The sequence below is a fragment of the Chitinilyticum aquatile DSM 21506 genome (assembly GCF_000430805.1).
Classification (GTDB): Bacteria; Pseudomonadota; Gammaproteobacteria; order Burkholderiales; family Chitinibacteraceae; genus Chitinilyticum; species Chitinilyticum aquatile.
The window spans coordinates 22,752-48,629 of the sequence record NZ_KE387260.1; the positions used below are offsets into that span (position 1 = coordinate 22,752).

Sequence of the window (25,878 nt, forward strand, 5' to 3'; positions counted from 1 at the left end):
AGCACCCCCATGAGCATCCGTGCCGTCGTTTTCGATTTTGGCGGAGTCCTGTTCGACTGGAACCCCGAACACCTCTACCGCTCGCTGATCCCCGATGCGGAGGAGCGCGCATGGTTCCTGCGCGAGGTCTGTAATCCGGCCTGGAATATCCAGCAGGATGGCGGGCGCCCGCTTGCTGAGGCGACGGCCAGCAAGGTCGCCGAGTATCCCGACTACGCAGCGCTTATCGAGGCTTTTTACGGGCAGTGGCCGCTGATGCTCAGGGGAACACTGCCGGAAGGCATGGCCTTGCTGGACGAACTGGAAAGCCTCGGCCTGCCGCTCTTTGGCCTGACCAACTGGTCAGCGGAAACCTATCCCTATGCCGAACAGCACTACCCCTTCCTGCAACGCTTCAAGCACATCGTGGTATCTGGCCGGGAGCAAATGATCAAGCCTGACGTGGCGATATACCAGCTTATGTATCAGCACATCACCCGCTTTATCCCCGGCATTGCCGCGAGCGAGATTGCGTTCATCGACGATTCAGCAATCAACGCGCAAGCTGCCTGCCATCTGGGCTGGCACGGCATCCATCACCAGGCGATGCCGCAGACCCGCGCGCAGTTGCGCCAGCTCGGCATTGCACTCGACTCCGGAGAACCGGCATGAACACCCAACGCCTGCCCCGCATCACGATCCAGTACTGCACCCGCTGCAACTGGCTGCTGCGCGCCGCCTGGCTGGCCCAGGAAGTGCTCAGCACATTTGCCGATGACGTTGGCGAGGTCGCGCTGCAACCCGGCACGGGCGGCATTTTTCTCGTGCACTGCAATGACACGCTGATCTGGGATCGCAAAGCGGAGGAACGCTTTCCTGAGGCGAAGGAACTCAAGCAGCGCATCCGCGATCTGATCGCTCCGGAGCGTCACCTCGGGCACAGTGACCACGACCAGCGCTGAGCAGGCTGTGAAAGCGACTCACGCAGGGTCACGCCCGCGCCTTTTTCACCGCCTTTCCCAGCGTTTTGATCCAGCTTGTGTTAATTTAACGTCATCATGCTAAATCGCGCCTCCATCCTGCTCTCCGCTACGGCCCTACTGTCCAGCGCTGTCGCACTGGCCGACATCTACAAATATGTCGATGAAAACGGCAATGTCACCTACACCAATTCACCGGTCAAAGGGGCGCAGCGCGTCTATATCGAGCAACCCAATGTCATCAGCAGCGGCTCGGGCTCATCGGGCGGCAAGCGCAGCACCGGCACGGGTACCTCACGCAGCAGCAATGACTCGGGGCAGAAAGTGTCCGCACCCAGCCCGGCCAATTTCCCCAAGGTCGACTCGGCAACGCAGCGCAGCCGCGATTCGAACCGCAAACGCATCCTGCAGGACGAACTCGCCAACGAGCAGACCATGCTCAATGACAGCAAGAAAGCACTGAGCGAAGCCGAAACCACCAAGACCGCAGAAGAGAAGGCCAACCCCAGCAAATATCTGGAGCGGATCGGCCGCTTGCGCGAGAACGTCGTGATGCACGAAAAGAATATCGCGGCGCTGCAAAAAGAACTGTCACGCGTTCAATAAGTGAGCCCACGCCCCGGCGGCAGCCAGTTGCCGGAAAGTCTGCCGGTCCATAGTCTGATTTAGCTTTGCAGCCCTTTTTCCGGCTCCGCCGAAAAGCGGACACCGGCGACCTTTCAATAGCCTGCCACACTCCCGATACGCACTATAATGGTGCAAAGCTGCCAGCATCGCCCCGAATCACCGCACGCGCGCGGCGGAAAGGCACGGAAAGCAGCGACCATGCGCTGGCACGGCTTTTGCCTAGTACCAGCCATCCTGTCAGGAGTCTGCCATGCATCACCCCGCCTTCGCAGGCCTGGAATTTCTTGATACCTCCATTCTGGCGCTCGACCATGATGCGCGAGTGGTGTATCGCAATCCGGCCGCCGACAGCCTGTTTCCGCTGCGCGATCCGGTCGGACTGACGGTCGATGCCTGTTTCGGCCCCGGCAGCCCCATCGTGCAGGCCGTGCGCGCCGCGCAGGCCGGGCAGATTTCCATCACCGAGCACGAGCTGATCGTCTCCGGCACACAGGGCGAGATGTACATCACGCTGGATGTGCTGCCCATCGAATCGCCCGCCGCAGCCCTGCTGGTGGAAATCCGCCGCATCGACCAGCAACGCCGCATCGTCAACGAAGAGCGGGTGCAGGCACAGCAGCAGGCCAATCGCGAGCTGATCCGCAATCTCGCGCATGAAATCAAGAACCCGCTCGGCGGCATTCGCGGCGCGGCACAACTGCTCGCGCATGAACTGCCAAACCCGCAGCTGAAGGAATACACGCAGGTCATCGTCGAGGAAGTGCAGCGCCTGCAGGGGCTGCTCGACCGCCTGCTGACGCCGCACCGGCTGCCGCAGCTGAAAGAGCTGAACATCCACGAGGTGCTCGAACGCGTGCGCAGCCTGGTGCTGGCCGAAACGCCGAACGGGCTGGCCGTACGCCGTGACTACGACACCAGCCTGCCAACGCTGATCGCCGACCGCGAACAGCTGATCCAGTCGGTGCTCAATATCGTCCGCAACGCCATCCAGGCCATGAGCGGCATCGGTGAAGTCATCCTGCGCACGCGGATTGCCCGGCAGGTCACACTGAACCGTCAGCGTTTTCCGCTGGCGCTGAAGGTCGAAATCATCGACAACGGCCCGGGCATTCCGGAAGCACTGCGTGACACACTGTTCTACCCGCTGGTTTCCGGCCGCCCGGGCGGCACCGGAATCGGCCTGCATCTGGCGCACACCTACGTGGTGCAGCATCACGGCACGATTGAATTCGACAGCCGCCCCGGCCACACATGTTTCACCATCCTGCTGCCGCTGAATGCCTGGAAAGAGGAAGGCGATAGCAGGGTATAAGCCAGCAGCCATTACAAATAAAAGCGTACAAGAACATACCCAAAAGAACCCGCAAGGGCCAACCACCAACACGACGCAAACGGTACAACCATGGCAACAGTCTGGATCATCGACGATGACCGCTCCATCCGCTGGGTATTCGAAAAGGCACTCGCACGCGAGCATATCGCGCACGCCACCTTCCCTTCTGCAACCGAGGCGCTCGCCCGGCTTGATGTCGAGCGCCCGCAGGCCGTCGTCTGCGATATCCGCATGCCCGGCGAATCGGGACTGAATTTTCTGGAGCTGATGAAGCGTGAATGGCCGCAGATTCCGGTCATCATCATGACCGCGCACTCCGACCTCGACAGTGCCGTATCGGCCTTTCAGGGCGGCGCCTTTGAATACCTGCCCAAGCCCTTCGACGTCGATGCCGCCATTGCGCTGATCCGTCGTGCGCTCGCCGAGGGTGAACGCCAGGAGAGCGTCGAAGTGGCACCGGTGCAGACACCGGAAATGCTCGGCCAGGCCCCTGCGATGCAGGATGTGTTCCGCGCCATCGGCAGGCTTAGCCAGTCAGCGGCTACTGTCCTGATTACCGGCGAATCCGGCGCCGGCAAGGAACTGGTGGCGCGTGCGCTGCATCGCCACAGCCCGCGCTCCACCAAGCCTTTCATTGCACTCAACACCGCCGCCATTCCGAAAGACCTGCTCGAATCCGAGCTGTTCGGCCATGAGCGCGGCGCCTTTACCGGCGCCGACGCGCGCCGCACCGGCCGTTTCGAGCAAGCCGAGGGCGGCACGCTGTTTCTGGATGAAATCGGCGACATGCCCTTCGATCTGCAGACTCGCCTCTTGCGCGTGCTCTCTGACGGCTTCTACTATCGCGTCGGCGGCCACCAGCCGATCAAGGCCAATGTGCGCGTGATCGCCGCCACGCACCAGAATCTGGAAAACCGCGTGAAAGATGGCCAGTTCCGCGAGGATCTGTTTCACCGCCTGAACGTGATTCGCCTGCGCCTGCCCTCTTTGCGCGAACGTCGCGAGGACATTCCGCTGCTCGCACGGCACTTTCTGGCCCGCTCGGCCACCGATCTCGGCGTCGAGCCCAAGCGTCTTTCGGATGCCGCCATGCAGCAGCTGGCCAGCTTTGCCTTTCCCGGCAATGTGCGCCAGCTGGAAAACATCTGCCACTGGATTTCGGTGATGGCGCCCGGTCAGGTGGTTGACATGGCCGACCTGCCACCCGAGCTGCTTGCCAGCGCGGAGGACTCCGCCACCGATCTCCCCTCCGGCAGCGGCAACTGGCGCCAGCAACTGGCCGGCGAGCTGGCAGCCCGCCTGCAGAAAGGCGAGCAGCGCGTGCTTGATCTGCTGACGCCGGATTTCGAACGCGTCGCCATCGAGGTCGCACTGGCACACACCGGCGGCAAGCGCATCGAAGCCGCCGAGCTGCTGGGCTGGGGACGCAATACGCTGACGCGCAAGATCCAGGAACTCGGCATGGACGGGGGCGAACAATGAAAAAGGAGGGGTATCCCCCTCCTTCTCATCATTCCAAATGGCTGCAGCCCAATAGGGTTTAGCGTATCTCGAAAATCTTGCTGAAGTTGGCAATATCGAGCACCGAGCGCACGGTACCCTTGCAGTTCAGCAGCGTGATCTTGCGGCCATTGCAGCGCTCATTGAGCAGCAGCAGCATTCCCAGCGCGGCCGAATCCATATAATCGACTTCGCCCAGATCCAGATCGATGGCCGTAATGTCATTGCGTTCGAGCGCGCTATTGGTCACCTGTTTGAATTCGCGGTGCACTTCGAAGGTGAAACTGCCCCGCAAGGTGATGACGGCCTTGTTGCCGTCCTGCTGCATGGTGGCCTGCATGGTTGACTCCCCGACTCATGGATTGCGCAGCCGCTGCCGCGCATGAACAGTTACAGGATAGCAAGGCACACTGCAGATGCCAGCATGCCGCGTCAATCCGCGACTTCGACCCGCCCGCGCCCGCTGTGCTTGGCACGATAGAGCGCCTCGTCAGCACGCAAAACCAGGGCGCGGCCGTTTTCTTCCGGCCGCAGGCTGGCAATACCGGCGGAGAACTGCACTTCGATGCGCTGGTGCGCATGGTGAAACGGCGTACGAGCCGCCACGATGCGCAGACGGTCGATCACATACTGAGCGCCTTTCAGGTCGGTATCGATCAGCACGATCAGGAATTCCTCACCGCCATAGCGGATCAACGCATCGGTTTCGCGCAGCACCGCCTTGGCCAGGTTGGTGACATGCACCAGAACCTGGTCGCCAACCATGTGCCCGAAGCGGTCATTGATCTGCTTGAAATCGTCCAGATCGAACATCGCGACGGCAAGGCGGCCACCCAGACGGTGCGCCCGCTTCACTTCCCGCGAAAGCAGGTGATCCATACCCTGGCGATTCAGCGCCCCGGTCAGCGCATCCTGTTCGAGTGCCTTGCGGTTGTAGGCCAGGTCTTCCTCGATATGACGCAAGGTGTCGCGGATGGTCTGCAGATCGCTGTGCGAAGTTTTTACGGTGCCATGCATGCTGCGCGTAGTGGCAATCACCTCGTCCATCAGCTCTTCGAGCGTGGACTGGCTTTCTTCGATGGTGACGCGCTGCTCGACATGCGCGCGGCGGGCATTCTGCAGCGACCCCAGGCTCATCATGATGCTGTCCGAGCCGTTTGCGAGGCTTTGCAGCAGGCCACCTGCACTGGTGCTGGCTCCTTCCAGGACGTCATCGAGCTGGTAGATCACCTGCCAGGCCAACTGCACCTCGTCCGTGGTTTTATCCTGTGGCGCCTTGATGGTCAGCACGGCATTGTAGAACTGGGCGTAATTCTCCGGGGTCGGCGGCAAACCGCGCTCAGTCAGGCGCTTGAGCGCAATACGGGCGATTTCAACCGGGTTGACCGGGGTGGAACTGCTCATGACGGGCGTGAACCTGCTAGGTAAGATGAATCGTCTGATCGCGATGAAGCCGGTAATATAGCGCATCCGGCGTAAGGATTGGCAGCTTTGCTGTTACGCAGAGCAACAATGCAGCATGCGCCGCCCCCAGTATTTGCGGAAAAACAAGCGATGCACATTCACATTCTCGGTATCTGCGGCACCTTCATGGGCGGCATTGCCGCGCTGGCGCGCGCCGCCGGCCATTCTGTTACCGGCTGCGATGCCGGCGTCTACCCGCCGATGTCGACCCAGCTGGAAGCGCTGGGCATCGAACTGATCGAAGGCTGGGATGCCAGCCAGCTTGAGCTCGGCGCCGATCTCTACGTGATCGGCAACGTGATCACGCGCGGCAACCCGCTGATGGAAGCCATTCTCGAGCGCGGCCTGCCGTACATTTCCGGCCCGCAGTGGCTGGGCGAAAACCTGCTGCGCGACAAATGGGTGCTGGCGGTGGCCGGCACCCATGGCAAGACCACCACGACTTCGATGCTGGCGTGGATACTGGAGTACGCCGGGCTCGCTCCCGGTTTTCTGGTCGGCGGCATTCCCGAGAACTTCGGCATTTCCGCGCGGCTGCCCGGCACACCGGCGCAGGATACGGCCAGCACCTCGCCGTTCTTCGTGATCGAGGCCGACGAATATGACACGGCGTTTTTCGACAAGCGCAGCAAGTTCGTCCACTACCGGCCGCGTACCGCCATTTTGAACAACCTCGAATTCGATCACGCCGACATCTTTGCCGACCTGCCGGCGATCGAAATACAGTTCCACCATCTGGTGCGCACCATTCCAGCATCCGGCCGTGTGATCGTCAACGGTCGCGAGGAGAGCCTCAAGCGCGTCCTGGCACGTGGCTGCTGGAGCGAGGTGGAGTGTTTTGGCATTGCCGACGGTTGGAGCATCGGCGAGCGTTTTGACGACGGCTTTGAGGTGCTGCTCGCCGGCCAGCCGCAAGGGCGCCTCGTCTGGTCACTCCTGGGCGAACACAATGCATTGAATGCACTGGCGGCCATCGCCGCCGCACGCCACATCGGCGTGACGCCAGAGGTCGCAATTGCCGCGCTGGGCGAATTCCGCAATGTGAAGCGCCGCATGGAAATCAAGGGGACGGTCAACGGCATCACCGTCTACGACGACTTCGCACACCATCCGACCGCGATTGCCACCACTGTCGCCGGCCTGCGCGCCAAGGTTGGCAGCGCGCGCATTCTCGCGGTACTCGAGCCGCGCTCGAACACGATGAAGCTGGGCACAATGAAGGAAGCACTACCGGGCAGCCTCTGCGACGCGGATCTGGTGTTCTGCTACGGCAGGAATCTGGGCTGGTCGCCGGCGGAAGCTTTGGCTCCGCTGCGGGAAAGAGCGCAGAGCTTCGATGATCTGGAGCAACTGGTCGCTGCTGTCAGTGCCGCAGCACGTCCGGGCGATCAGGTGCTGGTGATGAGCAACGGCGGTTTCGGTGGAGTGCATCAGAAGCTGCTGGACGCTCTCGCCAGATAAGCACAGGGTATCACCCTGCAGACCTTTAAATAAAAGGGCCGCAGGGTGATACATGAGCAGCTACTCCATCGCAACCCGGTTGCGGCCGGCATGCTTGGCGCGGTATAGCGCCTCATCGGCACGCGCCAACAGATCGGACTGCGTCTCGCCCGGTCGCCAGATCGCAGCTCCCACACTGATGGTGACACCGCGATCAGGCAGCACGTGCAGCCAGGAATGCTCCGCAATGTTCAGGCGCAGGCGCTCGGCAATCGCGGCCACCGTGCCGGGCTCCGACTGGTTGACGAGCATGACAAACTCTTCGCCACCGTAACGCGCAGCCTGATCGTCATTGCGGGAAAAGCGGCGCAACAGCGTCCCCAGCTCGCGCAGCACGGCATCGCCAGCCAGGTGGGAATACAGGTCATTCACTTCCTTGAAGTGATCGACATCCAGCAGCATCAACGCAAAGGGCTTGCGGTTCTTCTGCGCCACGCGGCGCTCCAGCTCGGCATCCAGCCAGCGGCGGTTGAAAGTGCCGGTCAGCGGATCGGTATGGATTTCATCCTGCAAACGCTGCAGCGTATCGCGCTGCTCGGCCTGCGCCTCGCGCAGGGCGGCATTTTCCTGCCGCGACAGGTTGAAGCGCATGCGCTCTTCCATGCGCTTGAGCTGGCGCAGCGACTGTCCGCGCAACTCGGCCATCGGTGTCTGGCGCACCAGCTTCAGACTGATCGCATGCGCCCGACGCTCGCTCGCCAGCGCCTCGCCGTACTGCCCCATCCGCTCGCAGGCCTGACTGCGCATTTCCTCGCACAGCTGTTCCTGCAAGGGCATGCCGATGCGCTGGCAGATGCTCAGGGCCTGTTCGAGAGCCTCCAGGGCCTCGCCGGCACGATTGGCGGCCAGCAGGCACTGCCCGGAATGAAGCAGGCTCTTGATGTGTATCCAGACCAGCGTACTGGCTGCGGCGAGCTGCCTGGCAATGTCCAGGCTGTGCAGGGCAGCCTCCCAGTCTCCCAGCTCTTGCCAGGCCAGTCCGCGATAGAGTTCGACTTCGGCACGCAGCGCGTTCTCGGAAAGTTGCCCCAGCAGGCCTTCGCACTCGTCGAGCAGCTGCAACGCCGCCTTGCACTTTTTCAGAGGCAGCAGGCAGCCCACGATGTGCAGGCGGAGCACGATCCGGGGCTCGGCAGAAAGCAGCTCATGGTCATACTGCAGCGAGCGCTCGTGTACACCGAGCGCGCGACGCCAGTCGCCATGCGCGGCAAACAGATTGGCAATTCCGGTCTGCGCAGCGATGAAGCCAGGAAGGTCACCCTCATCCGCTGCCAGCGCACACAGGCGCAGGAGGCTGTCGAGCGCCTGCCGGTATTGTCCCTGTTCGTAGTGCCGATGGTAGAGCGCCATCAGCACTTCCTTGGTCAACCGGCGCAACTCCTCGGTATCAGGCGGTGGCAACTCCTGCAGGGCCAGTCCGAGCTGCGCAATGCCTGCGGCCGCCTGGCCGGCAAAGACCAGCGCATCGGACAGCAGACGTCGCGCAGCAATCCGGTCATGGTGCGTACCGGCCTGCGTGGCCAGCAGGCGCTCGCAAATCACCACCACCGTTGCACTGTCGCCCTCGGCCATGGCCTGGCTGGCTGCCAGCAAGTCTTCGCGGATCGTGCTCATGGCCTGTCCTCCGCGATCACCTGCGGTGTCGCACGGGCCAGCACCGCGCGCGCCTCGTCCCCAGGCCGGATCACACTGGCGCCAAGACGGACCCCGGTACTACCAGCACAGCCCTGCCGCCACCAGGGATAGGCTGCCAGCATGCGGACAATATCGTTGCAAAAGCACTGCAGACCGGTTTCGTCCAGACCAAAAAGCAGCACGCCGAGCTGGCCGGGAGTGTACTGGACCGGCAAATCGCTCTTGCCGAGACTGGCCAGCACAAGCTGACGCACCACCGGCACAGCCGCCTCGGGGCAATCAAGCATCAGCAGAGCCGTCTGCGACTCCTGCTGACGACACACTCGCTGCAGCGCCTGCAGCCATTGCTCGCGCCGGCGCATGCCGCTGACATCCCCGCGGGATGACAACCCCTGCGTCTGCTCCAGCCGCTGCAGCAGCTGATCGGCGCGCCTGTTCAGCTGTGCCAGCTGCTGGGCGCCATGCTGGCGTCGCTGCTCTGCATAGTGCTGGCGGAGCTGGTGCAGCTCGTACTGGCGATAACGCCGGTAGTAGAGCAGCGCTGCATCGGGATGCTCATCCCGCTCTTCCAGGGCACACCGCTCAAGGCAGATGCGGGCCAGCAATTCACCCTGGTCAAAATGCGCGGCCTCGGCTTCGGCCTTGCACAGTAACTCGCGCGCCAGCGCATATTCGCCAAGGCGATTGGCAATGCGCGCAAGGCTGATGGCCGAATGGGCGATCATCCAGATCTGCTTGTGGGCAATGGCCAGTTCATGCGCGGCAGTGCTTTCGCTGCGGGCCAGCGCCAGCTCACCCAGCTCCAGATAGACCAGCCCGCGAAAATCGTGAATTTCGGCATGCCACGTCGGGTTCGCGCAGTCCTGCAACCACACGCTGGCGGCATCAAGAGCATCCAGAGCCCGTTCGTAATGCTTCAGCAGATAGCAATCCCAGGCATGCAGGATGGAGGCCTTGCCAGCCAGAACCGGCAGGGAGGCGGTCTCGGCATAGAGGCTCGCCTGGCGATGCACCCGCTCGGCCCGCTCCAGCTCCTGCCCGGTGCGCCAGACATTGCCCATGCCGATCAGCGCCTCCAGCGCAATGGCGTGCTGCTGCGTCAGCAAGGCCAGCTCCAGTGCATTCAGCCAGCCCTGCAGGGCCGAAGAATACCGGGCCAGCCCCCAGTAATTGAGTGCCTGCGCATGCCAAGCCTCGGCCAGATAGTCGTCCAGGCGTTCATCGCGAATCAGCTGCAGCGCAGCTTCGGCGTCACGCAGACCATCTCGATAGGCCATCTGCTCCCATTGCACCAGCGCACAGACAATCAGCGCGTCCGCCACGCCGCCAGCATAGCCGAGGCTGCGGGCCTCATCGTGCGCCTTGCGCGCGCGCGCAAGCGCCGGCGCAAGATCCTGCGGCAGGGAAGCGCGAATCTCCTGCAGGGCTAGATCGATGGCGACCGGGGTGGGTGCTGGCATGGGTAAAAAGATCCGGAAATGCGCAGTTGCATCGGAAAGATGCTTTCTGAAACAAGGGTTTTAAGTATACATCCATCCCGCCAGCAGCCACAGGCCGCAGGCATAAAAGCCCCCTGCATGTATGTCCCTGTAGCCATTACGCAGCAGTCGTCATGGAAAGATACTCAGCCATGTATATAGAGACGGGTGTCCAACTACAGCCAAATAGTCAAAAACAATCAGAACAATAAAATCATTCGAATTTTTAAATCGCAGCTGCGCGGCTATGATTGCCCCACATCTTCACTGAACCACCCGCAAGGAGTTACACATGTCCCTGATCAACACCACCATCAAGCCGTTCAAAGCCACCGCCTACCACAATGGCAACTTCGTAAACCTGACCGAGGCCGACTTCCACGGCAAGTGGTCCGTCGTGTTCTTCTACCCGGCCGACTTCACCTTTGTGTGTCCGACCGAGCTGGGCGACCTGGCTGATCACTACGCCGAATTCGAAAAGCTGGGCGTGCAGATTTATGGCGTGTCAACCGACACCCATTTCACCCACAAGGCCTGGCATGACACATCCGACACGATCCGCAAGGTGCAATACCCGCTGGTGGGCGACCCGACCGGCACGCTGGCCCGCAATTTCGAAGTGATGATCGAGGAAGAAGGTCTGGCGCTGCGCGGCACCTTCGTGATCAACCCGGAAGGGCAATTCAAGATCATCGAAGTGCACGACAACGGCATCGGCCGTGACGCCAAGGAACTGCTGCGCAAGGTGCAGGCTGCACAATACGTCGCCAGCCACCCGGGTGAAGTCTGCCCGGCCAAGTGGACCCCGGGCGAAGCCACCCTCGCTCCGTCGCTCGACCTGATCGGCAAGATCTAAGCGGCCTACCCCGCCGCACCACAACCCGGGCCTACCCGGCCCGGGTTTGTTTTGACCTCTCTACCCCACCGAGGAGACCCACCATGCTGGACACCAATATCAAAACCCAGTTGCAGACCTATCTGACCCGCGCCACCCGCCCGATCGCGATCACCGCGTTCGTCGACGACAGTGAGCAATCGCGCGAGCTGCAGGCGCTCTTGGCCGATATTGCCAGCGTGTCCGGTCTCGTCAGCGTCGAGGTACGCCGCGATGCGGGTGAACGTACGCCTTCGTTCGCGCTGAACTCGCCGGGCGAGCAGATCGGCGTGCGTTTTGCCGGTCTGCCGATGGGACATGAATTCACTTCGCTGGTGCTGGCCCTGCTGCAGGTCGGCGGCGTAGCCCCCAAGATCAGCGAGGAAATCGCCGCACAAATCCGCGCACTGCAGGGCAACTTCGATTTCGTCACCTACATTTCGCTGTCGTGTCAGAACTGCCCGGACGTGGTGCAGGCGCTGAACGCCATGGCCGTGCTCAACCCCACTATCCGCCACACCATGGTCGACGGCGCGCAGTTCCAGGATGAAGTGAACGAACGCAAGATCATGGCAGTGCCGACGGTGCTCTTGAATGGCGAAGTCTTCGGACAGGGCCGCATGGGCGTCGAGGAAATCGTCGCCAAACTCGACAGCGGCGCGGCAGACCGCACTGCTGAAAAAATGAACGCCGCCGCGCCGTTTGACGTGCTGGTGGTTGGTGGCGGCCCGGCCGGTGCCGCAGCGGCGGTGTATGCAGCACGCAAGGGCATCCGCACCGGCGTCGCATCCGAGCGCTTCGGCGGCCAGGTGCTCGACACCATGGCCATTGAGAACTTTATTTCAGTGAAGGAAACCGAAGGCCCGAAAATGGCGATGGCGCTGGAAGAACACGTCAAAAGCTACGACGTCGACATCCTGAACCTGCAGCGCGCCAGCAAGCTGGTTCCAGCAGGCGCCGATGGCCTGACCACGGTCGAATTTGCCAACGGCGGGCAACTGAAAGCGAAAAGCGTCATCATCGCCACCGGCGCGCGCTGGCGCGAAATGAATGTACCGGGCGAAACCGAATACCGCGGTCGTGGCGTCGCCTACTGCCCGCACTGCGACGGTCCGCTGTTCAAGGGCAAGAAAGTGGCGGTGATCGGCGGCGGCAACTCCGGCGTCGAAGCCGCAATCGATCTGGCGGGTATCGTCGCGCATGTCACCCTGCTGGAGTTTGGTGAGTCCATGCGCGCCGATGCGGTGCTGCAGAACAAACTGCGCAGCCTGCCCAACGTCACCATCATTACGCAGGCGCAGACCACCGAAGTGCTTGGCAACGGCGAAAAAGTCACTGGCCTGGTGTACACCGACCGCGCCAGCGGCCAGTCGCACGAGCTGCAACTGGACGGCATTTTCGTGCAGATCGGCCTGGTGCCGAATACTGACTGGCTGAAAGACAGCGGAGTGAATCTCAGCCGCTTTGGCGAGATCGAAATCAACGCCCGCGGCGAAACCTCGCTGCCCGGTGTATTCGCCGCCGGTGACGCCACGACCGTGCCGTACAAGCAGATCATCATCGCGATGGGGGCAGGAGCAACGGCGGCACTATCGGCCTTCGACCACCTAATCCGAATCTAGGTATAGGCCTGCAGGCTTTTCAATTAAAAGAATACAGCCAGATACATATGGCTGTATCTGTAATTTCATTTCTCAAGCTGCACGCGCGAACCTGCTGCGGTATTCGGCCGGCGTGCAGCTCATCTCGCGCTTGAACAGACGCCGGAAGGCGCTGAGGTCTTCGTAGCCGCACTCAGTGACGATCTGCTCGATGGCCGTGTCGCCATGCTGCAGCTGGCGGCAGGCATGATGCAGGCGCAGCTTCTGCAGATACTGCAGGGGCGTGACGCCCAACACCGATCGAAAGCGCCGGATCAGCGTGCGGCCGCTGCTGTGCGTGGCACTGGCCAGCTGGTCGAGACTAAATGGCTGCGCCAGTTGCTGCTGCAGCCAGTGCTGCGCACGACAGACCAGCGGATCATCGTGCCCGCTGAATTGCTGCAGACCGGCATACGGCGCCTGCGAATCGCGGCGGGCATCAAGCAATAGTATCCGTGCGCATTCCAGCGCCAGATCCTCGCCGCCCTTCTCGCGGATCAGCTGCAGCATCAGCTCCAGGCACGAGGTCGTCGCCCCCGCAGTCAGCACATGGCCGGCCTGGCAGAGCATTGCATGCGGCTGCAGTTGCACCGCCGGATAACGTTCACGAAACCACTTTGCCAGCCACCAGCTGATGGTCGCCTGCCGCCCTGCCAGCACGCCGGCCTGCGCCAGAAAGGTAGTGCCGGTGCAGTAACTGCCGAGCAATCGCCCCTGCCGGTCGGCGGCCTGCAGCACAGAGGCAAGGTCGGTTTCCCTTGCCAGCTGCCGCTCCAGCTTTGCCAGCGAGGCATAGCCGATGCCGGCGACCAGCAGCGCATCGGCCGGCAGGGCATCCGCATACCTGCCGCTGGCTGGCAGCAGAATGCCGCTGCTGCTGCGCGCGGGCGCGCCATCGCGGCTGAAAAAACGCCAGGCGAACAGCGTACGGCCGCAGAGTCTGTTGGCCAGCTGCAGCATATCGGCAGCACTGCAGGCACCACTGGCGATGTATTGCTCGGGAAGGAGGATGGCGACGTTAGGCATATTGGCGATATCAGCATGAATGATGGCGATATTGCCACTGCGCGCGTGCACGGGCAATTCGTACAGTGAATGCTCCTTACCACGGAGCACGACCATGAACGAGGCAATTCTTCAGGCCAGCACGGCCGAAACCGGCCCGCATTTTTCCGCCAGCCACGTCGGCCCGATGGCCGAGCTGGCGCGCTATCGCTTCCGGCTGCCGGCGCTGGGCAATCGCCCGGTTCCCGGCAAGGTTTTCCTGCGCGAGGCACTGCACGCCACCGGCGTTGAGCTGTCGCTCAACAGCCTGCCAGCCGGTGCGGGCACTCCGTTTCTGCATGCACATCGCGAGAATGAGGAGATCTATGTTTTCCTGCGCGGCAGCGGTGAATTCCAGGTTGACGGGCAGGTTTTCCCGGTAGGCGAAGGCTCGCTCGTGCGTATCGCCCCCGACGGCCGCCGTGCCTTCCGCAATACCGGGGAGCAGGCACTGGAATTCATCGTGCTGCAGGTGCGCGCCGGCAGCATGAGCAGCCTTGCGACGGAAGATGGGTATATGGTGCGGGAGGAATTGCACTGGGCTGAGGCGTAACTCTTATCCAGTATCGCTCAGTGCGCAGTCCAGCCTGCGCACTGCGGCCCTTCGTCCACCCAGACTGTGGGTTGTTAAAAAAAAACGCAGGTCCAGATTTAACAGATCTCCGACCACATACACAGCCATGTATTTATTCATGGCATGCATGCGGCCCTCCACCGTCAACATCTGCCCCTGTGTACTGTGAATATCATTTACATCAAGGTCCACTGCAGCCAGGGCAGGCATAATGGACGCTCCCCCCTGACTGGCGAACATTCCAATGAAACCTGGCATCTGGCTATCAGCCCTCTCCTTGAGCACTTTGCTTGCCTGGCCTGCGATGGGGGAGACCCAGGATGCGGATACAGACATTGTCTATCCCAATGAAATCAGGGAATGCGAGCCATGCAAGCGGCTGTGGCGCAGCAAACAGCAAGCGAGCGCCAGCACGCCCATGCAGCCACAAGCTGATAATGCCGACCCCACCACCACGCCAACCCGAAAACCTGGCGGGATCATTGTGTACCCGAAGGAAATCGAAAACTGTGAACCGTGCAAGCGGATCTGGCTCACCAAACACCTCAAAGCACTGCTCGCGGCTAGCCAGGCCAGCGCGGCCCAATAAGCAGTAACCACAAGCTTCCCCCAGAGAACCAGGCGAGCTGTCCTATCTTGGGTCTGCGCCAAAGCAAGTACTGGCACATATGCGATGCTATTCAGGTCGAATGGGAGGGGCGCAGCTTGCGGATCTCAACACAATGGCGTGCCTCATGTTGAGCCAATTTCATTCAGCACAGACAATATGCTGATGGCACTTCAAGAGCAGGACAGTAGTCAGGCACTCACCATAATCGCCAATACCCAGCCACCTATGACTCAATAGCTCATTAGGATAAATGGTTATAGCCCTATACCCAATTAGTCAATCTTACCCCCTTCCTTCATCGCTGCATGACAGGCCGCACGCAGGCGCTCCGCGCCAGCCGTCAGGCGCTTTTCCGCGTGCCAGACCAGATAGAAACGCCGCTGCATCGCGATGTCCGGCAGCGGAATCACGGCGAATTCGCCACGCGCCAGTTCGCGGGCAATCGAGCGGCGCGAGCCACAGGAAATCCCCAACCCCAGCCGCACCGCTTCGCGCACGGCCTCGCCGCTGCCCAGTTCCAGCAACAGATTCATGCCGCCCAGATGCGGCAGCAGCATGGCTTCGAGCATTTGCCGCACGCCCGAGCCCGGCTCGCGCATGATCCACGGGGCTGCCGCCAGCGCGGCAAGGCTCGCTTCACCGGCCAGCAAGGGATGATCAGCGCGGGCAAACACCACCATCTCGTCCGTCAACCAGCGCTCGCTGACCAGCTGCCGGTGCGTGAGCGGTGCCTCGATCAGGCCGATGTCGGCACGGCTGTCGAGCAGCAGCTCGACCACGTGCTGCGAATTGCCGATGGCGACCTCGTAGCGGTCTTCCGGACGCGCCTGCATCAGCTCGCCAAGCAGCGCCGGCAGGACGAAATTGCCGATGGTCAGGCTGGCGGCGATGCGCAAGCGGCTTGGCGCCCCCGCGTCGTAGCTGGCTTCCAGTGTTTCGGCCTGAGCCAGCAGTTCCTCGGCGCGCGGCAGCAGAAAGCGTCCGTGTTCATTCAGCACCACGCGCCGGCCGATGCGATCGAACAGGGTCACCCCCAGCCGGCGCTCCAGCTCGGCCAGGGCGCCGCTTGCCGCCGATTGCGACAGCCCGAGCGCTGCGGCGGCGGCCGTTACGCCACCGGTGCGATTGATTGCGCAAAAGACTTCCAGTTCGCGCAGCGTCATTTTCAGCATGGCCCCTCCTGATCGGTTTTTCCGATGACTTTAACGGAATTATCCGTTATTCAGGATATATCTTCCAGCGATAAGCTTATGCCATCGAAACCTAAGCAGGAGCACCGCGATGAATGCCTCCGCACTCAGACAACTACTTCCCGGCCTGGTACTGGTTGCCGCCATTACCGCCGTCGCCCATTTTCTCGGCGAACAATTCCCGCTGATGGGCGGCGCCGTTGCCGGCATTCTGCTCGGCCTCGCCATCCGCAGTCGCTTCAAGATCAGCGAAACGCAGCTGCCGGGCGTCAGGTTTGCCGGCAAGCAGCTGCTGCAGTGGTCGATTGTCGGTTTGGGGCTGGCGCTGCCGATCGGCGCGGTGCTCGATACCGGGCTGAAATCGCTCTCGGTCACGCTGGTCACGCTGTCACTGGCCTTTGCCAGCGCCTTTGTCTTCGGCCGGCTGCTGAAAATCCCGACCAAGCTGTGTGTACTGATCGGCGGTGGTACCGCGATCTGCGGCGGCTCGGCGATTGCCGCGATGACGCCGGTGGTGAAACCGGATGATCACGAAACCGCGTTCTCGCTGTCGACCATCTTCCTGTTCAACATCGTCGCCGTGCTGACCTTCCCGGTACTGGGCCAGTGGCTGGGGCTGTCGGATTCCGGTTTCGGACTGTGGGCCGGTACCGCGATCAACGACACCTCGTCGGTAGTGGCCGCCGCCTACTCGTGGAGCAAGGAAGCCGGTGACTATGCCACCATCGTGAAGCTGAGCCGTGCCATGCTGATCATCCCGGTCACCCTGATCCTGAGCTTTGTTTTCACCCGCCGCAACGCGGTAAACGCCGACGGCAGCGCTGCCAAGCGCCCCGGCATCCGCCACGCGATTCCCGGCTTCATCCTCTGCTTCGTGATCGCCTCGCTGTTCAATGGTTACCTGCCGCAGGCCCTGACCAGCGCCGCGCACAGTGTCTCCACCGTCCTGATCACCGCAGCACTGACCGCCATCGGCCTCTCGACCGATCTGGGCAAGATGAAGCACACCGGCTGGCGTCCGATTGCCCTGGGCCTCCTGGTCTGGATCACCGTCGCCGCCTCCAGTCTCCTGATGCAGCACCTGGGCGGTCACTGGTAAACAGCAGACCCATGAATGAAAACGGCCGGACGCAGTTCCGGCCGTTTTCCGTTCAAGCATCGCCGTGGCAGACAGTCAGGCCAGCGAACGCAGCACCACTGCGGGGTTCCCGCCCACCACCGTATCAGCCGGCACATCCTTCGTGACAACCGCACCGGATGCGATCACTGCCCGGTCGCCAATGGTCACGCCCGGATTGATGATCGCGCCACCACCAATCCAGACTTGATTGCCGATGGTGACCGGTCGCCCATATTCGCGCCCGCTGCAGCGCTCAGTCGCATCAAGCGGATGCATGGCGGTATAAATGCCCACCTGCGGCCCGATCAGGCAATCGTCGCCGATACGCACTTCGCAGACATCCAGAATCACGCAGTTGAAATTGGCAAAAAAGCGCCGGCCGACATGGATATTGAAACCGTAATCGCATCGGAAATCCGGCTCGACCCAGCTGCCCTCACCCACGCTGCCAAACAGTTCCCGCAACAGCGAGATTCGGCCTTTCCCGTCATCATCCGGCATTGCGCTGAAGCGGCGGCTCAACTGCCGAGCTCTGAGGCGAGCAGCACCCAGCTCGGGATCGCAGGGATCATACAATTCGCCGGCCTGCATTTTTTCCAGTTCGCTGCGCATGCTGAAGCTCCTGTTGATTGCATCGGCCTCACAATGCCACAGCCGTGAACACAATGCGATGGCAGAAAAACAGACAGGGAGCCGAAGCTCCCTGTTGTTTACTGCATGGCATGTACCCGGCGTTTACTTGCGGGCAATCGCACGCCAGCCGATGTCCTTGCGGTACTGCATGCCGTCAAAGCGGATGCCTTCGAGCATGTCGTAGGCGCGCTTCTGGGCGATTTTCACGCTGTCGCCCAGTGCGGTCACGCACAGTACGCGGCCACCGGCGGTCACGACGTCGCCGGCGGCATTCAGTGCCGTGCCGGCGTGGAAGACGTGGCCATCTTCATGCTTGCTATCCAGGCCACTGATCACGTCGCCCTTCTGCGGGGTTTCCGGATAATTGCCGGCGGCCATGACCACACCGATGGCGACGCGACGGTCCCACTCGGCCTCGACCTGATCGAGACGCCCTTCGATGCCGGCTTCGATCAGCGTCACGAAATCGCTCTTCAGGCGCATCATGATCGGCTGGGTTTCCGGATCACCGAAGCGGCAGTTGAATTCGACCACATTGACCGCGCCATCCGGGCTGACCATCAGGCCGGCGTAGAGGAAGCCGGTGAATTCGACGCCATCCTTCGCCATGCCGGCGACGGTCGGCAGAATGACTTCGCGCATCGCGCGGGCGTGGACTTCCGGGGTCACGACCGGGGCCGGGCTGTAGGCCCCCATGCCGCCGGTGTTCGGGCCTTCGTCATTATCCAGCAGGCGCTTGTGATCCTGGCTCGATGCCATCGCCAGCACATTCTTGCCATCGACCATGACGATGAAGCTGGCCTCTTCGCCAGCAAGGAAGCCTTCGATCACCACGCGGGCGCCGGCGTCGCCAAATTTGTTGCCTTCGAGCATCATGTCGATCGCCGCGTGCGCCTCATCCAGCGTCATGGCCACGACCACACCCTTGCCGGCCGCCAGGCCATCCGCCTTGATGACAATCGGGGCCCCCTGCGCATTCACATAGTCATGCGCGGCTTTCGCATCGGCGAAGGTGGCATACGCAGCGGTCGGAATGCCGTGGCGCGCCATGAAGTCCTTGGCAAAGCCTTTCGACCATTCCAGCTGCGCGGCAGCACGGGTGGGGCCGAAGATCTTCAGCCCCTCGGCACGAAACGCATCGACCACGCCGTTGGACAGCGGCGCTTCCGGGCCGACGACGGTGAAGGCGATGTGCTCGGTCTTGGCAAACTCGATCAGCGCGGGAATGTCATTGATGTTGACGTTGGTGAGGTTGGGTTCGCGTGCGGTGCCAGCGTTGCCCGGTGCCACAAACACCTTGGCCACGCGCGGCGACTGGGCGATTTTCCAGGCCAGCGCGTGTTCGCGGCCGCCGGAACCGATTACCAGTACGTTCATGGGTATACCTTTCTAGCTATCAGAATTCAATGCGTCCGTACGTATACAGTACGGAACCGTTATTCACCCCACCCAGGCTCGGGATGTAGGTGGTGTACAGCGTGATCGGGGAAAACTTGGCCGACAGCATCGGCAGAATCACCGGAAAAGGAATGCCGTTGAAAATGTCGGTCCGCGACACCAGTCCGCCGGAGAGCCCCGCCCCCAGCTGGAAGTCGCCTGCCACTTTCCAGTAGGGCATCCACATATAGCCCAGATTGAACTGCGGGTCTTCATGCGAGTCGGCGAAGACAAAGAAGAAAATCGACTCTTCGTTGCCATTCTCATGCGTGATGTGTTTGTCAAAACCGCCGCCGTAGGCAAACTCGTTCAGCTCATTGAGCTTTTCCTGCGTGTATTGCGAGCGCGAATGATAGGCATAGCCGGAAAGCAACAGGCCATTATTACCCTGACTCCATATCTGGCTGACCTTGCTGCAGGCCGTATCGAAACCGGCCCACCAGTCTTCGCAGGCAGCCTGCGCAGCAGGGATGGAAAGCAGCAGGGCAAGACCGGCCAGCAGGGAGCGAAATGATTTCATCGTGTTTGGACGAAGTGATGTGAGTAGTAAGCGCCTTTTACGCCAGATGGCGGGATCAGGCTGTTACGAAGTTATCAGCCCGGAGAAAGCTTGCTCGCAATTTTGCGTCGGTGCGCAAATCCCTGCGGGATTTTCACTCCCTAGGCACGGCACCATTCGGGGCAAACAATCACAAGCCCATTCGGCTGGGAGCCGCGCGAGGGCGCGAAACACGGTGGCGACGTGTGCGTTTGCACACGAGCCGCCGGGTGACAAAGCCATCGCGCGGCGCAGCGCCGAATCAATGACGGAAGTGGCGGATGCCGGTGACCACCATGGCAATGCCATGCTCGTCAGCCGCGGCAATCACCTCGTCGTCACGTACCGAGCCGCCCGGCTGGATGATGGCGGACACACCATTTTCCGCGATCACGTCCACACCGTCGCGGAAGGGGAAGAAGGCGTCCGATGCGGCCACCGAACCACGCAGGTCCAGACCGGCATTCTTGGCCTTGATTGCAGCGATCTTGGTCGAATCGACACGGCTCATTTGCCCTGCGCCGATGCCCAGCGTCTGGCCCTTGCCGCAGAAGACAATCGCATTGGACTTGACGAACTTGGCGACATTCCACGCGAACAGCAGGTCTTTGAGTTGCTGCTCGTTCGGCTGCTTCTTGGTCACGACCTTCAGATCCGCCAGTGTCAGTGCATGCACGTCCGGGCTTTGCACCAGAATGCCGCCGCCGACACGCTTCAGGTCAAACTTGTTCTCGCCGGTTTCGATGGCCACTTCCAGCACGCGCACATTCACCTTCTTCGCCAGCAGATCGAGCGCTTCCTGGGTGTAGGACGGTGCGATCAGCACTTCGAGGAATTGCTTGGCAACGGCTTCAACGGTATCCGCGTCAACGGTCTTGTTGAACGCGATGATGCCGCCAAAGGCGCTGGTGGTGTCGGTGGCAAACGCCAGCTGGTAGGCCGTGTAGGTATCCGGGCCAACAGCGACGCCACAGGGGTTGGCGTGCTTGACGATCACGCAGGCCGGCTCGGCAAACTGCTTGACGGCTTCCCAGGCAGCATCGGCATCGGCGATGTTGTTGTAGCTCAGTTCCTTGCCCTGGAACTGCTTGTAATTCGCCAGGCTGCCCGGCGCCGGATGCAGGTCGCGGTAGAAGGCGGCGGACTGGTGCGGGTTTTCACCGTAGCGCATGTCCTGCACCTTCACGAACTGCACGTTCAGGCGATTCGGGTAGGTCACCTTCTCGCCCGCGTCGGTCAGGGCGGTCAGGTAGTTGGAGATCGCGCCGTCGTAGGCGGCGGTGTGGCTGAAGGCCTTCTTGGCCAGATTGATGCGGGTGGCCAGGCTCAGTGCGCCGCCATTGGCCTGCATTTCTTCAACCAGTGCATTGTAATCCGCGGCATCGGTAACAATCGCCACGTGCGCGTGGTTCTTGGCTGCCGAGCGCACCATGGCCGGGCCGCCGATGTCGATGTTTTCGATCGCGTCTTCAAAGCTGCAATCCGGCTTGGCGATGGTGGCCTCGAACGGATACAGGTTCACACAGACCAGATCGATATTGCCGATGCCATGCTCCTGCATGGTACCCACGTGCGCTTCCAGATCGCGACGGCCGAGAATGCCGCCGTGAATTTTCGGGTGCAGCGTCTTCACGCGGCCATCGAGCATTTCCGGGAAGCCGGTGTAGTCCGACACTTCGATGACCGGTACGCCGTTGTCAGAAAACAGCTTGGCGGTACCGCCGGTGGACAGGATTTCCACGCCTTGCGCCACCAGCGCACGGGCGAAATCCAGCACGCCGGTCTTGTCGGATACGCTGATCAGCGCACGTTGAATCTTGCTCATTCGTTCATCTCCAGATTGAATTGCCAGTTTGCTGCGCCCCGTTTTTCACGAGGCCAATCTCACAGGTATTCGCCCATAGCCATTACGAATGAATGGCTACAGGCACATACCCCTTAAAGCATGTCGTAGGTCTGCAGCTTCTTGCGCAGGGTATTGCGGTTGATGCCCAGCATGTCGGCCGCCTTGGTCTGATTGCCGCCCACTTTTTCCAGCACGATTTCCAAAAGCGGCCTCTCCACCCGCGCCAGCACCATGTCGTACAGTGCGCACGGCGCTTCGCCGTCCAGATCGCGGAAATACTCGGCCAGCGAGGCATGAATCGCCTCAGCGATCAGATCCTGTACCGGATGTTGCTCAGTCATTAGTTTCCCCTGATTAGGTCTTGTTGTTCTGTGTTGTGCGCAGCGCCGTCCGTTGCGGCACTGTCGTCGTACACCAGCCGGGCGGATTGCGCCGCCAGCCGGTCAAAAAATTCGCGCGTGGCGCGCGCCTGATCAGTGCTGCTTTCCAGCGCATACATGGCCTGGCGAAAGGCATTGCCGCCCTGCAAACCCTTGGTCGTCCAGGCAATGTGCTTGCGCGCGATGCGCACGCCGGAATACTCGCCGTAGAAGTCATACAGCGCGTCCAGATGTTCCATCATCACCGCGCGCACCTCGCTCACGTCGGGTGGCGCCAGCGTTTCGCCCGTCGCCAGAAAATGGCCGATCTCGCGGAACAGCCACGGCCGTCCCTGCGCGGCGCGACCGATCATGATGGCATCGGCACCGGTGGTTTCCAGCACATGTTTCGCCTTGAGCGGCGTATCAATATCACCATTGGCGATGATGGGAATGCGGCGCGCGGCCTTGACCGCGCGGATCAGCTCATAGCGCGCGTTGCCGTTATACATGTCCTCGCGCGTGCGGCCGTGGATGGCCAGCGCGGCAATGCCGGCGTTCTCGGCAATTTCGGCCACGCGGTGGATGTTTTCCTCGCCATTGCAAAAGCCCAGCCGCGTTTTCAGCGTGACGGGCACCTCGACCGCCGCCACCACGCGCTCGAGGATTTCCTGCACCAGCGCTTCGTCCTGCAGCAAGGCGGAGCCGGCCAGCTTGTTGCAGACCTTCTTCACCGGGCAGCCCATATTGATGTCAACGATCTGTGCGCCGTTGGCCACCTGATAGCGTGCGGCTTCGGCGAGCTTTGCAGGCTCCGAACCGGCAATCTGCACGGAAATGGGCGCAAGTTCGCCGGTGAAGTCGGCGCGGCGCTGGGTTTTTTTTGTCAGCCGCAGACTCTGGTCAGCCGTGATCATTTCCGACACGGCATGGCCCGCGCCAAAGCGCTTGCACAGCTGGCGGAACGGCCGATCCGTCACCCCCGCCATGGGAGCCACGATCAGATTGTTGGCAAGCGCATAAGGCCCGATGTGCATGACCGGTGGCAAAGGGGGTGGGTGGAATGGGCGGCCATTCTACACACCGCCTAAAAAATAGGCAACAACGTTCGAAAGAGCCCGCAAATATAAGAACCCATGCAGCCAGAACCCTTGATTCACAAGGGCTGCAGAGCAATACCCACAGCAGAAAAAGGGCTTCAGGACTGGTTTGCTAGCTGCACGGCAAACAGCCGTTCGGCTTCATCCTCATCAAGCGCCAGCGCATAGTCGCTCTCCAGCACCTGCTGCAATGCCTGCGCATCCGCAATCGGCCAGCGCTGGGCCTGTGCGCCGCGGCGATGGATGCGCTGCAGATTGTGCAGCACCAGCCGCGTATCCCCTTCAATCCGGGTTACGATCAGGCCGGTACGGAAACGCGATCCGGGAAAGGTGGCGGCAAAATGATTGCCGACGAAGCAATCCGCCGGGTAGGCCGGCAGCAGGTCGAACCAGTACAGAGTGTCCCACTGCCCGCCTAGATCGCGCTGAAGCAGCCAGCCGGCCGGCTCATCCAGGGCCAGCAGACGGTAGCGGTCAATACCCTGCTCGAACACGACATCGGCACGCAGTGGCAATGGCTCGACCAGCCCGCCCCCGCCGAAACCGACATCCAGTAGCCAGCGCTCGCCATCCATCTCGGCAGTCAGCACCAGATGCGAACGCGGCCGTTCGTGCACCTGCACACCTTCCAGCAGCACCCGCGCCATATGACGCTGCGGCACGAGGCCCTGCGCCTCCAGCAGAGCGGCAAACAGCGCGTTCAGCTCATAGCAGTAACCCGGTCGCCCGGCCCGCAACAGCTTTTCCACCAGCGCGGCATGCTCCAGCTGCGGCACGGCATCGAGCATCACATCGACATTGCCGAAGGGCAGGCGCTCGACATGCCGGCGGTGCAACCCGCTCAAACCGGCTACTGTCAGCGGCGGCCACGCGGGCAGCGCCAGCCGCTGCAGGTAATCGTCCAGCCAGCCGGCCGGTGCTTCGTTCACGATATTCATGTCCAGCCTTTAGGAATTGCGCCCTTTAAGGCCGGCAAGTGTATCGCAAGCACTGCGCTGGCTTGCCGCATCACGCCTCCAGCGGCCAGCGCAGGATTTCCGCGCGCAGGGTCGCGGCGGCGGTCATGCCGCTCATCATTCGTGCGCCAATCAGCATGCTGGGCGTGGCGTAGACCTGCAGGCGACGCGAGAGCTGCTGCGTGGCGTTCAGCACGGCGGCCGAGCTGTCGGCACCGGCAAGGCTGGCCTGCGTGCCGGTCTGCCGGGCGATCTGCCGGATCGCAGCGGTCGTCAGCGGCAGCGGCCCCTGCAGCAGCGCGCGATGCACGGCACCAAACCGCCCGGGCTGCTGCTGCCATACCTGCAAGGCGTAGGCGCTTGCCAGCACACTGCTTTCCGCCATCGTTGCCTGCAGTTTCAACACGAAGCGGGCGGGCGCATCCGCCGCAGTGGCGACCTGCGCCAGCACCGGATCAATCTTGCGGCAGTAGACACAGTTGTAATCGGTAAACACCAGCACGGCCCGCTTTGCGTCGGCACGGCCAATCACCGGATCGGCCGGATTTGCAAAAATCTCGGGCGGCGGCTCGCTGGCGTAGCTGCGCAATTCCGCCAGATAGGCATCGCGCCGCCGCCGGGCCTCGGCTTCAAGTGCGGGCAGGCCACCGGCTGTGGCAGTAAATGGCAGGATGGCCAGCATGGCCAGCAACTGGCGGCGCAGCATAGTGCATCTCCTTGCAAAACGGACTGACCCGGGCTGGCCCGCCGGGTTCCCGACGAAATCGACGCGCAGCAGGTCTGCGCACCGCTGATTCCGCGCCGGTAGAGATATTCCGCTTCAGCGGAAACGGTAGCGCGCCTGGCAGCGCTGGATGTCTTCCGCCGTCGGCTTCACCGTGCCACGCGAGGCGAAACGCTCGTACATGATGCTGTCCGGGTTCGGGCTGTGATCGATCATTCCAAGGCCATGGCCGACCTCGTGCACGATAACGGCAATCAGCCGCTCGCGGGTGCGCACCGTGGTAGCAGATAGATTGATGTCGGCGTCGAGCAGAATGCGGCGGACCTGCCGCGGCTCGGTCAGCGCCAGCAGGCCGGGCATGTCAGGCAGCCAGCCGATCACATTGTAGCCATCCAGCCCGTCAGGCTTGCGGGCGGTATAGCCACCAAACTGCACCTTCACGCCGCAGGTAGCCCAGGCATCCGCCGCCGCAATCATGCCGTCGATCACATCGCTATCCCTGATGCCCGGCGGCGCACCGGCCGGGTTATAGGCGAGCACATAAACCTTGCCGGGCCACACCGGCGCATCGGCTTCCGCCATTCCCGCTGCGCGGGAGAACACCACGGGCAGCAGCAGTGACAATGCGGTGATCAGATGCAGGAAACGGCTCATCGCGCGACGACACTCCATGAAGATGCTTGATGCAGCAGAAGGCTGGATACGACAAAGGGTGGCGCGGCCACCCTTTGTCGTTC

General features: G+C 61.9%; 26 protein-coding genes and 2 pseudogenes. 11 read left to right on the plus strand and 17 right to left on the minus strand.

The genetic code is table 11. From position 1 onward, the window contains the following. Positions 1–9 precede the first annotated feature (9 nt). The 5 genes from H559_RS0115660 (at position 10) to ntrC (ending at position 4,401) form a co-directional block, all read left to right on the plus strand. Positions 10–651 carry an HAD family hydrolase gene (locus H559_RS0115660; RefSeq protein ID WP_028453444.1) on the plus strand — a complete coding sequence of 214 codons (642 nt, stop codon included), beginning with the start codon at positions 10–12 and terminating at the stop codon, positions 649–651. After that, the gene (locus tag H559_RS0115665; RefSeq protein WP_028453445.1) at positions 648–941 is read left to right on the plus strand and encodes an Rdx family protein; all 294 of its coding nucleotides are present in this window, start codon (positions 648–650) and stop codon (positions 939–941) included. The genes H559_RS0115660 and H559_RS0115665 overlap by 4 nt, the downstream gene beginning before the upstream one ends. 96 nt (positions 942–1,037) lie before the next feature. Then, positions 1,038–1,565 (plus strand): DUF4124 domain-containing protein, encoded by a 528-nt coding sequence (locus H559_RS0115670; RefSeq protein ID WP_051279618.1) that lies wholly within the window; start codon positions 1,038–1,040, stop codon positions 1,563–1,565. 271 nt (positions 1,566–1,836) lie between these two features. Next, positions 1,837–2,898 carry a nitrogen regulation protein NR(II) gene (gene glnL / locus H559_RS0115675; protein WP_028453447.1) on the plus strand — a complete coding sequence of 354 codons (1,062 nt, stop codon included), beginning with the start codon at positions 1,837–1,839 and terminating at the stop codon, positions 2,896–2,898. Between the two features lie 90 nt (positions 2,899–2,988). After that, positions 2,989–4,401, plus strand: a complete 1,413-nt coding sequence (gene ntrC, locus H559_RS0115680) for a nitrogen regulation protein NR(I) (RefSeq protein ID WP_028453448.1) — start codon at positions 2,989–2,991, stop codon at positions 4,399–4,401. A 58-nt stretch (positions 4,402–4,459) separates the two neighbouring features. Here the strand turns inward: ntrC and H559_RS0115685 are convergent, their stop codons facing one another. Together H559_RS0115685 and H559_RS21950 are read right to left on the minus strand one after the other, a co-directional pair. Beyond that, positions 4,460–4,759, minus strand: a complete 300-nt coding sequence (locus H559_RS0115685; RefSeq protein ID WP_028453449.1) for an STAS domain-containing protein — start codon at positions 4,757–4,759, stop codon at positions 4,460–4,462. A gap of 92 nt (positions 4,760–4,851) precedes the next feature. Continuing rightward, positions 4,852–5,823: a GGDEF domain-containing protein gene (locus H559_RS21950; protein ID WP_028453450.1), complete on the minus strand. Its 972-nt coding sequence runs from the start codon at positions 5,821–5,823 to the stop codon at positions 4,852–4,854. A 150-nt stretch (positions 5,824–5,973) separates the two neighbouring features. Here H559_RS21950 and mpl point away from each other — a divergent pair, with 150 nt between their 5' ends. Next, positions 5,974–7,344: a UDP-N-acetylmuramate:L-alanyl-gamma-D-glutamyl-meso-diaminopimelate ligase gene (gene mpl / locus H559_RS0115695; protein WP_028453451.1), complete on the plus strand. Its 1,371-nt coding sequence runs from the start codon at positions 5,974–5,976 to the stop codon at positions 7,342–7,344. Between the two features lie 60 nt (positions 7,345–7,404). Here mpl and H559_RS0115700 read toward each other — a convergent pair whose 3' ends face one another. Together H559_RS0115700 and H559_RS21955 are read right to left on the minus strand one after the other, a co-directional pair. Continuing rightward, a complete protein-coding gene (locus H559_RS0115700) occupies positions 7,405–8,997 on the minus strand; it encodes a GGDEF domain-containing protein (protein ID WP_028453452.1) in 1,593 nt (530 codons plus the stop codon). Beyond that, positions 8,994–10,478, minus strand: a complete 1,485-nt coding sequence (locus tag H559_RS21955; protein WP_051279620.1) for a tetratricopeptide repeat protein — start codon at positions 10,476–10,478, stop codon at positions 8,994–8,996. The genes H559_RS0115700 and H559_RS21955 overlap by 4 nt, the downstream gene beginning before the upstream one ends. A gap of 310 nt (positions 10,479–10,788) precedes the next feature. On the opposite strand from H559_RS21955, the gene ahpC reads away from it, so the two are divergent. Both ahpC and ahpF read left to right on the plus strand, forming a co-directional pair. Next, positions 10,789–11,352, plus strand: coding sequence for an alkyl hydroperoxide reductase subunit C (gene ahpC, locus H559_RS0115710; RefSeq protein WP_028453453.1), 564 nt, complete (start codon positions 10,789–10,791; stop codon positions 11,350–11,352). A gap of 83 nt (positions 11,353–11,435) precedes the next feature. Next, entirely contained in the window at positions 11,436–12,992 is a 1,557-nt protein-coding gene (gene ahpF / locus H559_RS0115715) for an alkyl hydroperoxide reductase subunit F (protein ID WP_028453454.1), read from the plus strand. A gap of 72 nt (positions 12,993–13,064) precedes the next feature. Here ahpF and H559_RS20780 read toward each other — a convergent pair whose 3' ends face one another. Beyond that, entirely contained in the window at positions 13,065–14,132 is a 1,068-nt protein-coding gene (locus H559_RS20780; RefSeq protein ID WP_051279622.1) for a GlxA family transcriptional regulator, read from the minus strand. Here H559_RS20780 and H559_RS0115725 point away from each other — a divergent pair. Beyond that, entirely contained in the window at positions 14,131–14,607 is a 477-nt protein-coding gene (locus tag H559_RS0115725; RefSeq protein WP_034641798.1) for a cupin domain-containing protein, read from the plus strand. The two genes, H559_RS20780 and H559_RS0115725, sit on opposite strands and share 2 nt — an antisense overlap. Before the next feature lie 3 nt (positions 14,608–14,610). On the opposite strand, the gene H559_RS0115730 is transcribed toward H559_RS0115725, so the two are convergent. After that, entirely contained in the window at positions 14,611–14,868 is a 258-nt protein-coding gene (locus tag H559_RS0115730; protein WP_155845463.1) for a hypothetical protein, read from the minus strand. Between the two features lie 4 nt (positions 14,869–14,872). Between H559_RS0115730 and H559_RS0115735 the strand changes: the two genes are divergently transcribed. After that, positions 14,873–15,217, plus strand: a complete 345-nt coding sequence (locus tag H559_RS0115735; protein ID WP_155845464.1) for a hypothetical protein — start codon at positions 14,873–14,875, stop codon at positions 15,215–15,217. 293 nt (positions 15,218–15,510) lie between these two features. On the opposite strand, the gene H559_RS20785 is transcribed toward H559_RS0115735, so the two are convergent. Then, positions 15,511–16,410: a LysR family transcriptional regulator gene (locus H559_RS20785; RefSeq protein ID WP_051279624.1), complete on the minus strand. Its 900-nt coding sequence runs from the start codon at positions 16,408–16,410 to the stop codon at positions 15,511–15,513. A 109-nt stretch (positions 16,411–16,519) separates the two neighbouring features. Between H559_RS20785 and H559_RS0115745 the strand changes: the two genes are divergently transcribed. Beyond that, entirely contained in the window at positions 16,520–17,527 is a 1,008-nt protein-coding gene (locus H559_RS0115745) for a YeiH family protein (RefSeq protein ID WP_028453458.1), read from the plus strand. Between the two features lie 99 nt (positions 17,528–17,626). Here the strand turns inward: H559_RS0115745 and H559_RS23460 are convergent. The 10 genes and pseudogenes from H559_RS23460 to H559_RS0115790 form a co-directional block, all read right to left on the minus strand. Further along, a pseudogene (locus tag H559_RS23460) lies at positions 17,627–17,764 on the minus strand (DapH/DapD/GlmU-related protein); the annotation flags it as partial. Positions 17,765–17,998: 234 nt separating this feature from the next. Continuing rightward, positions 17,999–18,160 (minus strand): annotated as a pseudogene (locus tag H559_RS23465) (maltose acetyltransferase domain-containing protein); the annotation flags it as partial. A 123-nt stretch (positions 18,161–18,283) separates the two neighbouring features. Beyond that, positions 18,284–19,558, minus strand: coding sequence for a phosphoribosylamine--glycine ligase (purD, locus tag H559_RS0115755; protein WP_028453460.1), 1,275 nt, complete (start codon positions 19,556–19,558; stop codon positions 18,284–18,286). A gap of 19 nt (positions 19,559–19,577) precedes the next feature. Next, positions 19,578–20,138, minus strand: a complete 561-nt coding sequence (locus H559_RS0115760) for a hypothetical protein (RefSeq protein ID WP_034641801.1) — start codon at positions 20,136–20,138, stop codon at positions 19,578–19,580. A 280-nt stretch (positions 20,139–20,418) separates the two neighbouring features. After that, the gene (gene purH, locus H559_RS0115765; protein ID WP_028453462.1) at positions 20,419–21,981 is read right to left on the minus strand and encodes a bifunctional phosphoribosylaminoimidazolecarboxamide formyltransferase/IMP cyclohydrolase; all 1,563 of its coding nucleotides are present in this window, start codon (positions 21,979–21,981) and stop codon (positions 20,419–20,421) included. Between the two features lie 113 nt (positions 21,982–22,094). Next, a complete protein-coding gene (locus H559_RS0115770) occupies positions 22,095–22,343 on the minus strand; it encodes a helix-turn-helix domain-containing protein (protein ID WP_028453463.1) in 249 nt (82 codons plus the stop codon). Further along, positions 22,343–23,398: a tRNA dihydrouridine synthase DusB gene (gene dusB, locus H559_RS20790; protein ID WP_051279626.1), complete on the minus strand. Its 1,056-nt coding sequence runs from the start codon at positions 23,396–23,398 to the stop codon at positions 22,343–22,345. Before dusB ends, H559_RS0115770 begins: the two co-directional genes overlap by 1 nt. A 161-nt stretch (positions 23,399–23,559) precedes the next feature. Continuing rightward, entirely contained in the window at positions 23,560–24,399 is an 840-nt protein-coding gene (locus H559_RS0115780) for an arylamine N-acetyltransferase family protein (RefSeq protein WP_028453464.1), read from the minus strand. A gap of 70 nt (positions 24,400–24,469) precedes the next feature. Beyond that, positions 24,470–25,123: a thioredoxin domain-containing protein gene (locus H559_RS0115785; RefSeq protein WP_028453465.1), complete on the minus strand. Its 654-nt coding sequence runs from the start codon at positions 25,121–25,123 to the stop codon at positions 24,470–24,472. A 114-nt stretch (positions 25,124–25,237) separates the two neighbouring features. After that, positions 25,238–25,795, minus strand: coding sequence for a matrixin family metalloprotease (locus H559_RS0115790; RefSeq protein ID WP_028453466.1), 558 nt, complete (start codon positions 25,793–25,795; stop codon positions 25,238–25,240). Positions 25,796–25,878 lie beyond the last annotated feature (83 nt).

Bases quoted from the DNA above. Each gene is read 5' to 3' on its own strand.
- H559_RS0115725 (WP_034641798.1), top strand. From the start codon at position 14,131: ATGAACGAGGCAATTCTTCAGGCCAGCACGGCCGAAACCGGCCCGCAT.
- H559_RS0115760 (WP_034641801.1), bottom strand. From the start codon at position 20,138: ATGAAATCATTTCGCTCCCTGCTGGCCGGTCTTGCCCTGCTGCTTTCC.
- H559_RS0115685 (WP_028453449.1), bottom strand. From the start codon at position 4,759: ATGCAGGCCACCATGCAGCAGGACGGCAACAAGGCCGTCATCACCTTG.
- purD (WP_028453460.1), bottom strand. From the start codon at position 19,558: ATGAACGTACTGGTAATCGGTTCCGGCGGCCGCGAACACGCGCTGGCC.
- H559_RS20785 (WP_051279624.1), bottom strand. From the start codon at position 16,410: ATGCTGAAAATGACGCTGCGCGAACTGGAAGTCTTTTGCGCAATCAAT.
- mpl (WP_028453451.1), top strand. From the start codon at position 5,974: ATGCACATTCACATTCTCGGTATCTGCGGCACCTTCATGGGCGGCATT.
- H559_RS0115730 (WP_155845463.1), bottom strand. From the start codon at position 14,868: ATGTTCGCCAGTCAGGGGGGAGCGTCCATTATGCCTGCCCTGGCTGCA.
- ntrC (WP_028453448.1), top strand. From the start codon at position 2,989: ATGGCAACAGTCTGGATCATCGACGATGACCGCTCCATCCGCTGGGTA.
- H559_RS0115665 (WP_028453445.1), top strand. From the start codon at position 648: ATGAACACCCAACGCCTGCCCCGCATCACGATCCAGTACTGCACCCGC.
- H559_RS0115790 (WP_028453466.1), bottom strand. From the start codon at position 25,795: ATGAGCCGTTTCCTGCATCTGATCACCGCATTGTCACTGCTGCTGCCC.
- H559_RS0115745 (WP_028453458.1), top strand. From the start codon at position 16,520: ATGAATGCCTCCGCACTCAGACAACTACTTCCCGGCCTGGTACTGGTT.
- H559_RS0115770 (WP_028453463.1), bottom strand. From the start codon at position 22,343: ATGACTGAGCAACATCCGGTACAGGATCTGATCGCTGAGGCGATTCAT.
- H559_RS0115670 (WP_051279618.1), top strand. From the start codon at position 1,038: ATGCTAAATCGCGCCTCCATCCTGCTCTCCGCTACGGCCCTACTGTCC.
- ahpC (WP_028453453.1), top strand. From the start codon at position 10,789: ATGTCCCTGATCAACACCACCATCAAGCCGTTCAAAGCCACCGCCTAC.
- H559_RS21950 (WP_028453450.1), bottom strand. From the start codon at position 5,823: ATGAGCAGTTCCACCCCGGTCAACCCGGTTGAAATCGCCCGTATTGCG.
- dusB (WP_051279626.1), bottom strand. From the start codon at position 23,398: ATGCACATCGGGCCTTATGCGCTTGCCAACAATCTGATCGTGGCTCCC.
- H559_RS20780 (WP_051279622.1), bottom strand. From the start codon at position 14,132: ATGGTCGTGCTCCGTGGTAAGGAGCATTCACTGTACGAATTGCCCGTG.
- H559_RS0115780 (WP_028453464.1), bottom strand. From the start codon at position 24,399: ATGAATATCGTGAACGAAGCACCGGCCGGCTGGCTGGACGATTACCTG.
- H559_RS0115735 (WP_155845464.1), top strand. From the start codon at position 14,873: ATGAAACCTGGCATCTGGCTATCAGCCCTCTCCTTGAGCACTTTGCTT.
- ahpF (WP_028453454.1), top strand. From the start codon at position 11,436: ATGCTGGACACCAATATCAAAACCCAGTTGCAGACCTATCTGACCCGC.
- glnL (WP_028453447.1), top strand. From the start codon at position 1,837: ATGCATCACCCCGCCTTCGCAGGCCTGGAATTTCTTGATACCTCCATT.
- purH (WP_028453462.1), bottom strand. From the start codon at position 21,981: ATGAGCAAGATTCAACGTGCGCTGATCAGCGTATCCGACAAGACCGGC.
- H559_RS0115660 (WP_028453444.1), top strand. From the start codon at position 10: ATGAGCATCCGTGCCGTCGTTTTCGATTTTGGCGGAGTCCTGTTCGAC.
- H559_RS0115785 (WP_028453465.1), bottom strand. From the start codon at position 25,123: ATGCTGCGCCGCCAGTTGCTGGCCATGCTGGCCATCCTGCCATTTACT.
- H559_RS21955 (WP_051279620.1), bottom strand. From the start codon at position 10,478: ATGCCAGCACCCACCCCGGTCGCCATCGATCTAGCCCTGCAGGAGATT.
- H559_RS0115700 (WP_028453452.1), bottom strand. From the start codon at position 8,997: ATGAGCACGATCCGCGAAGACTTGCTGGCAGCCAGCCAGGCCATGGCC.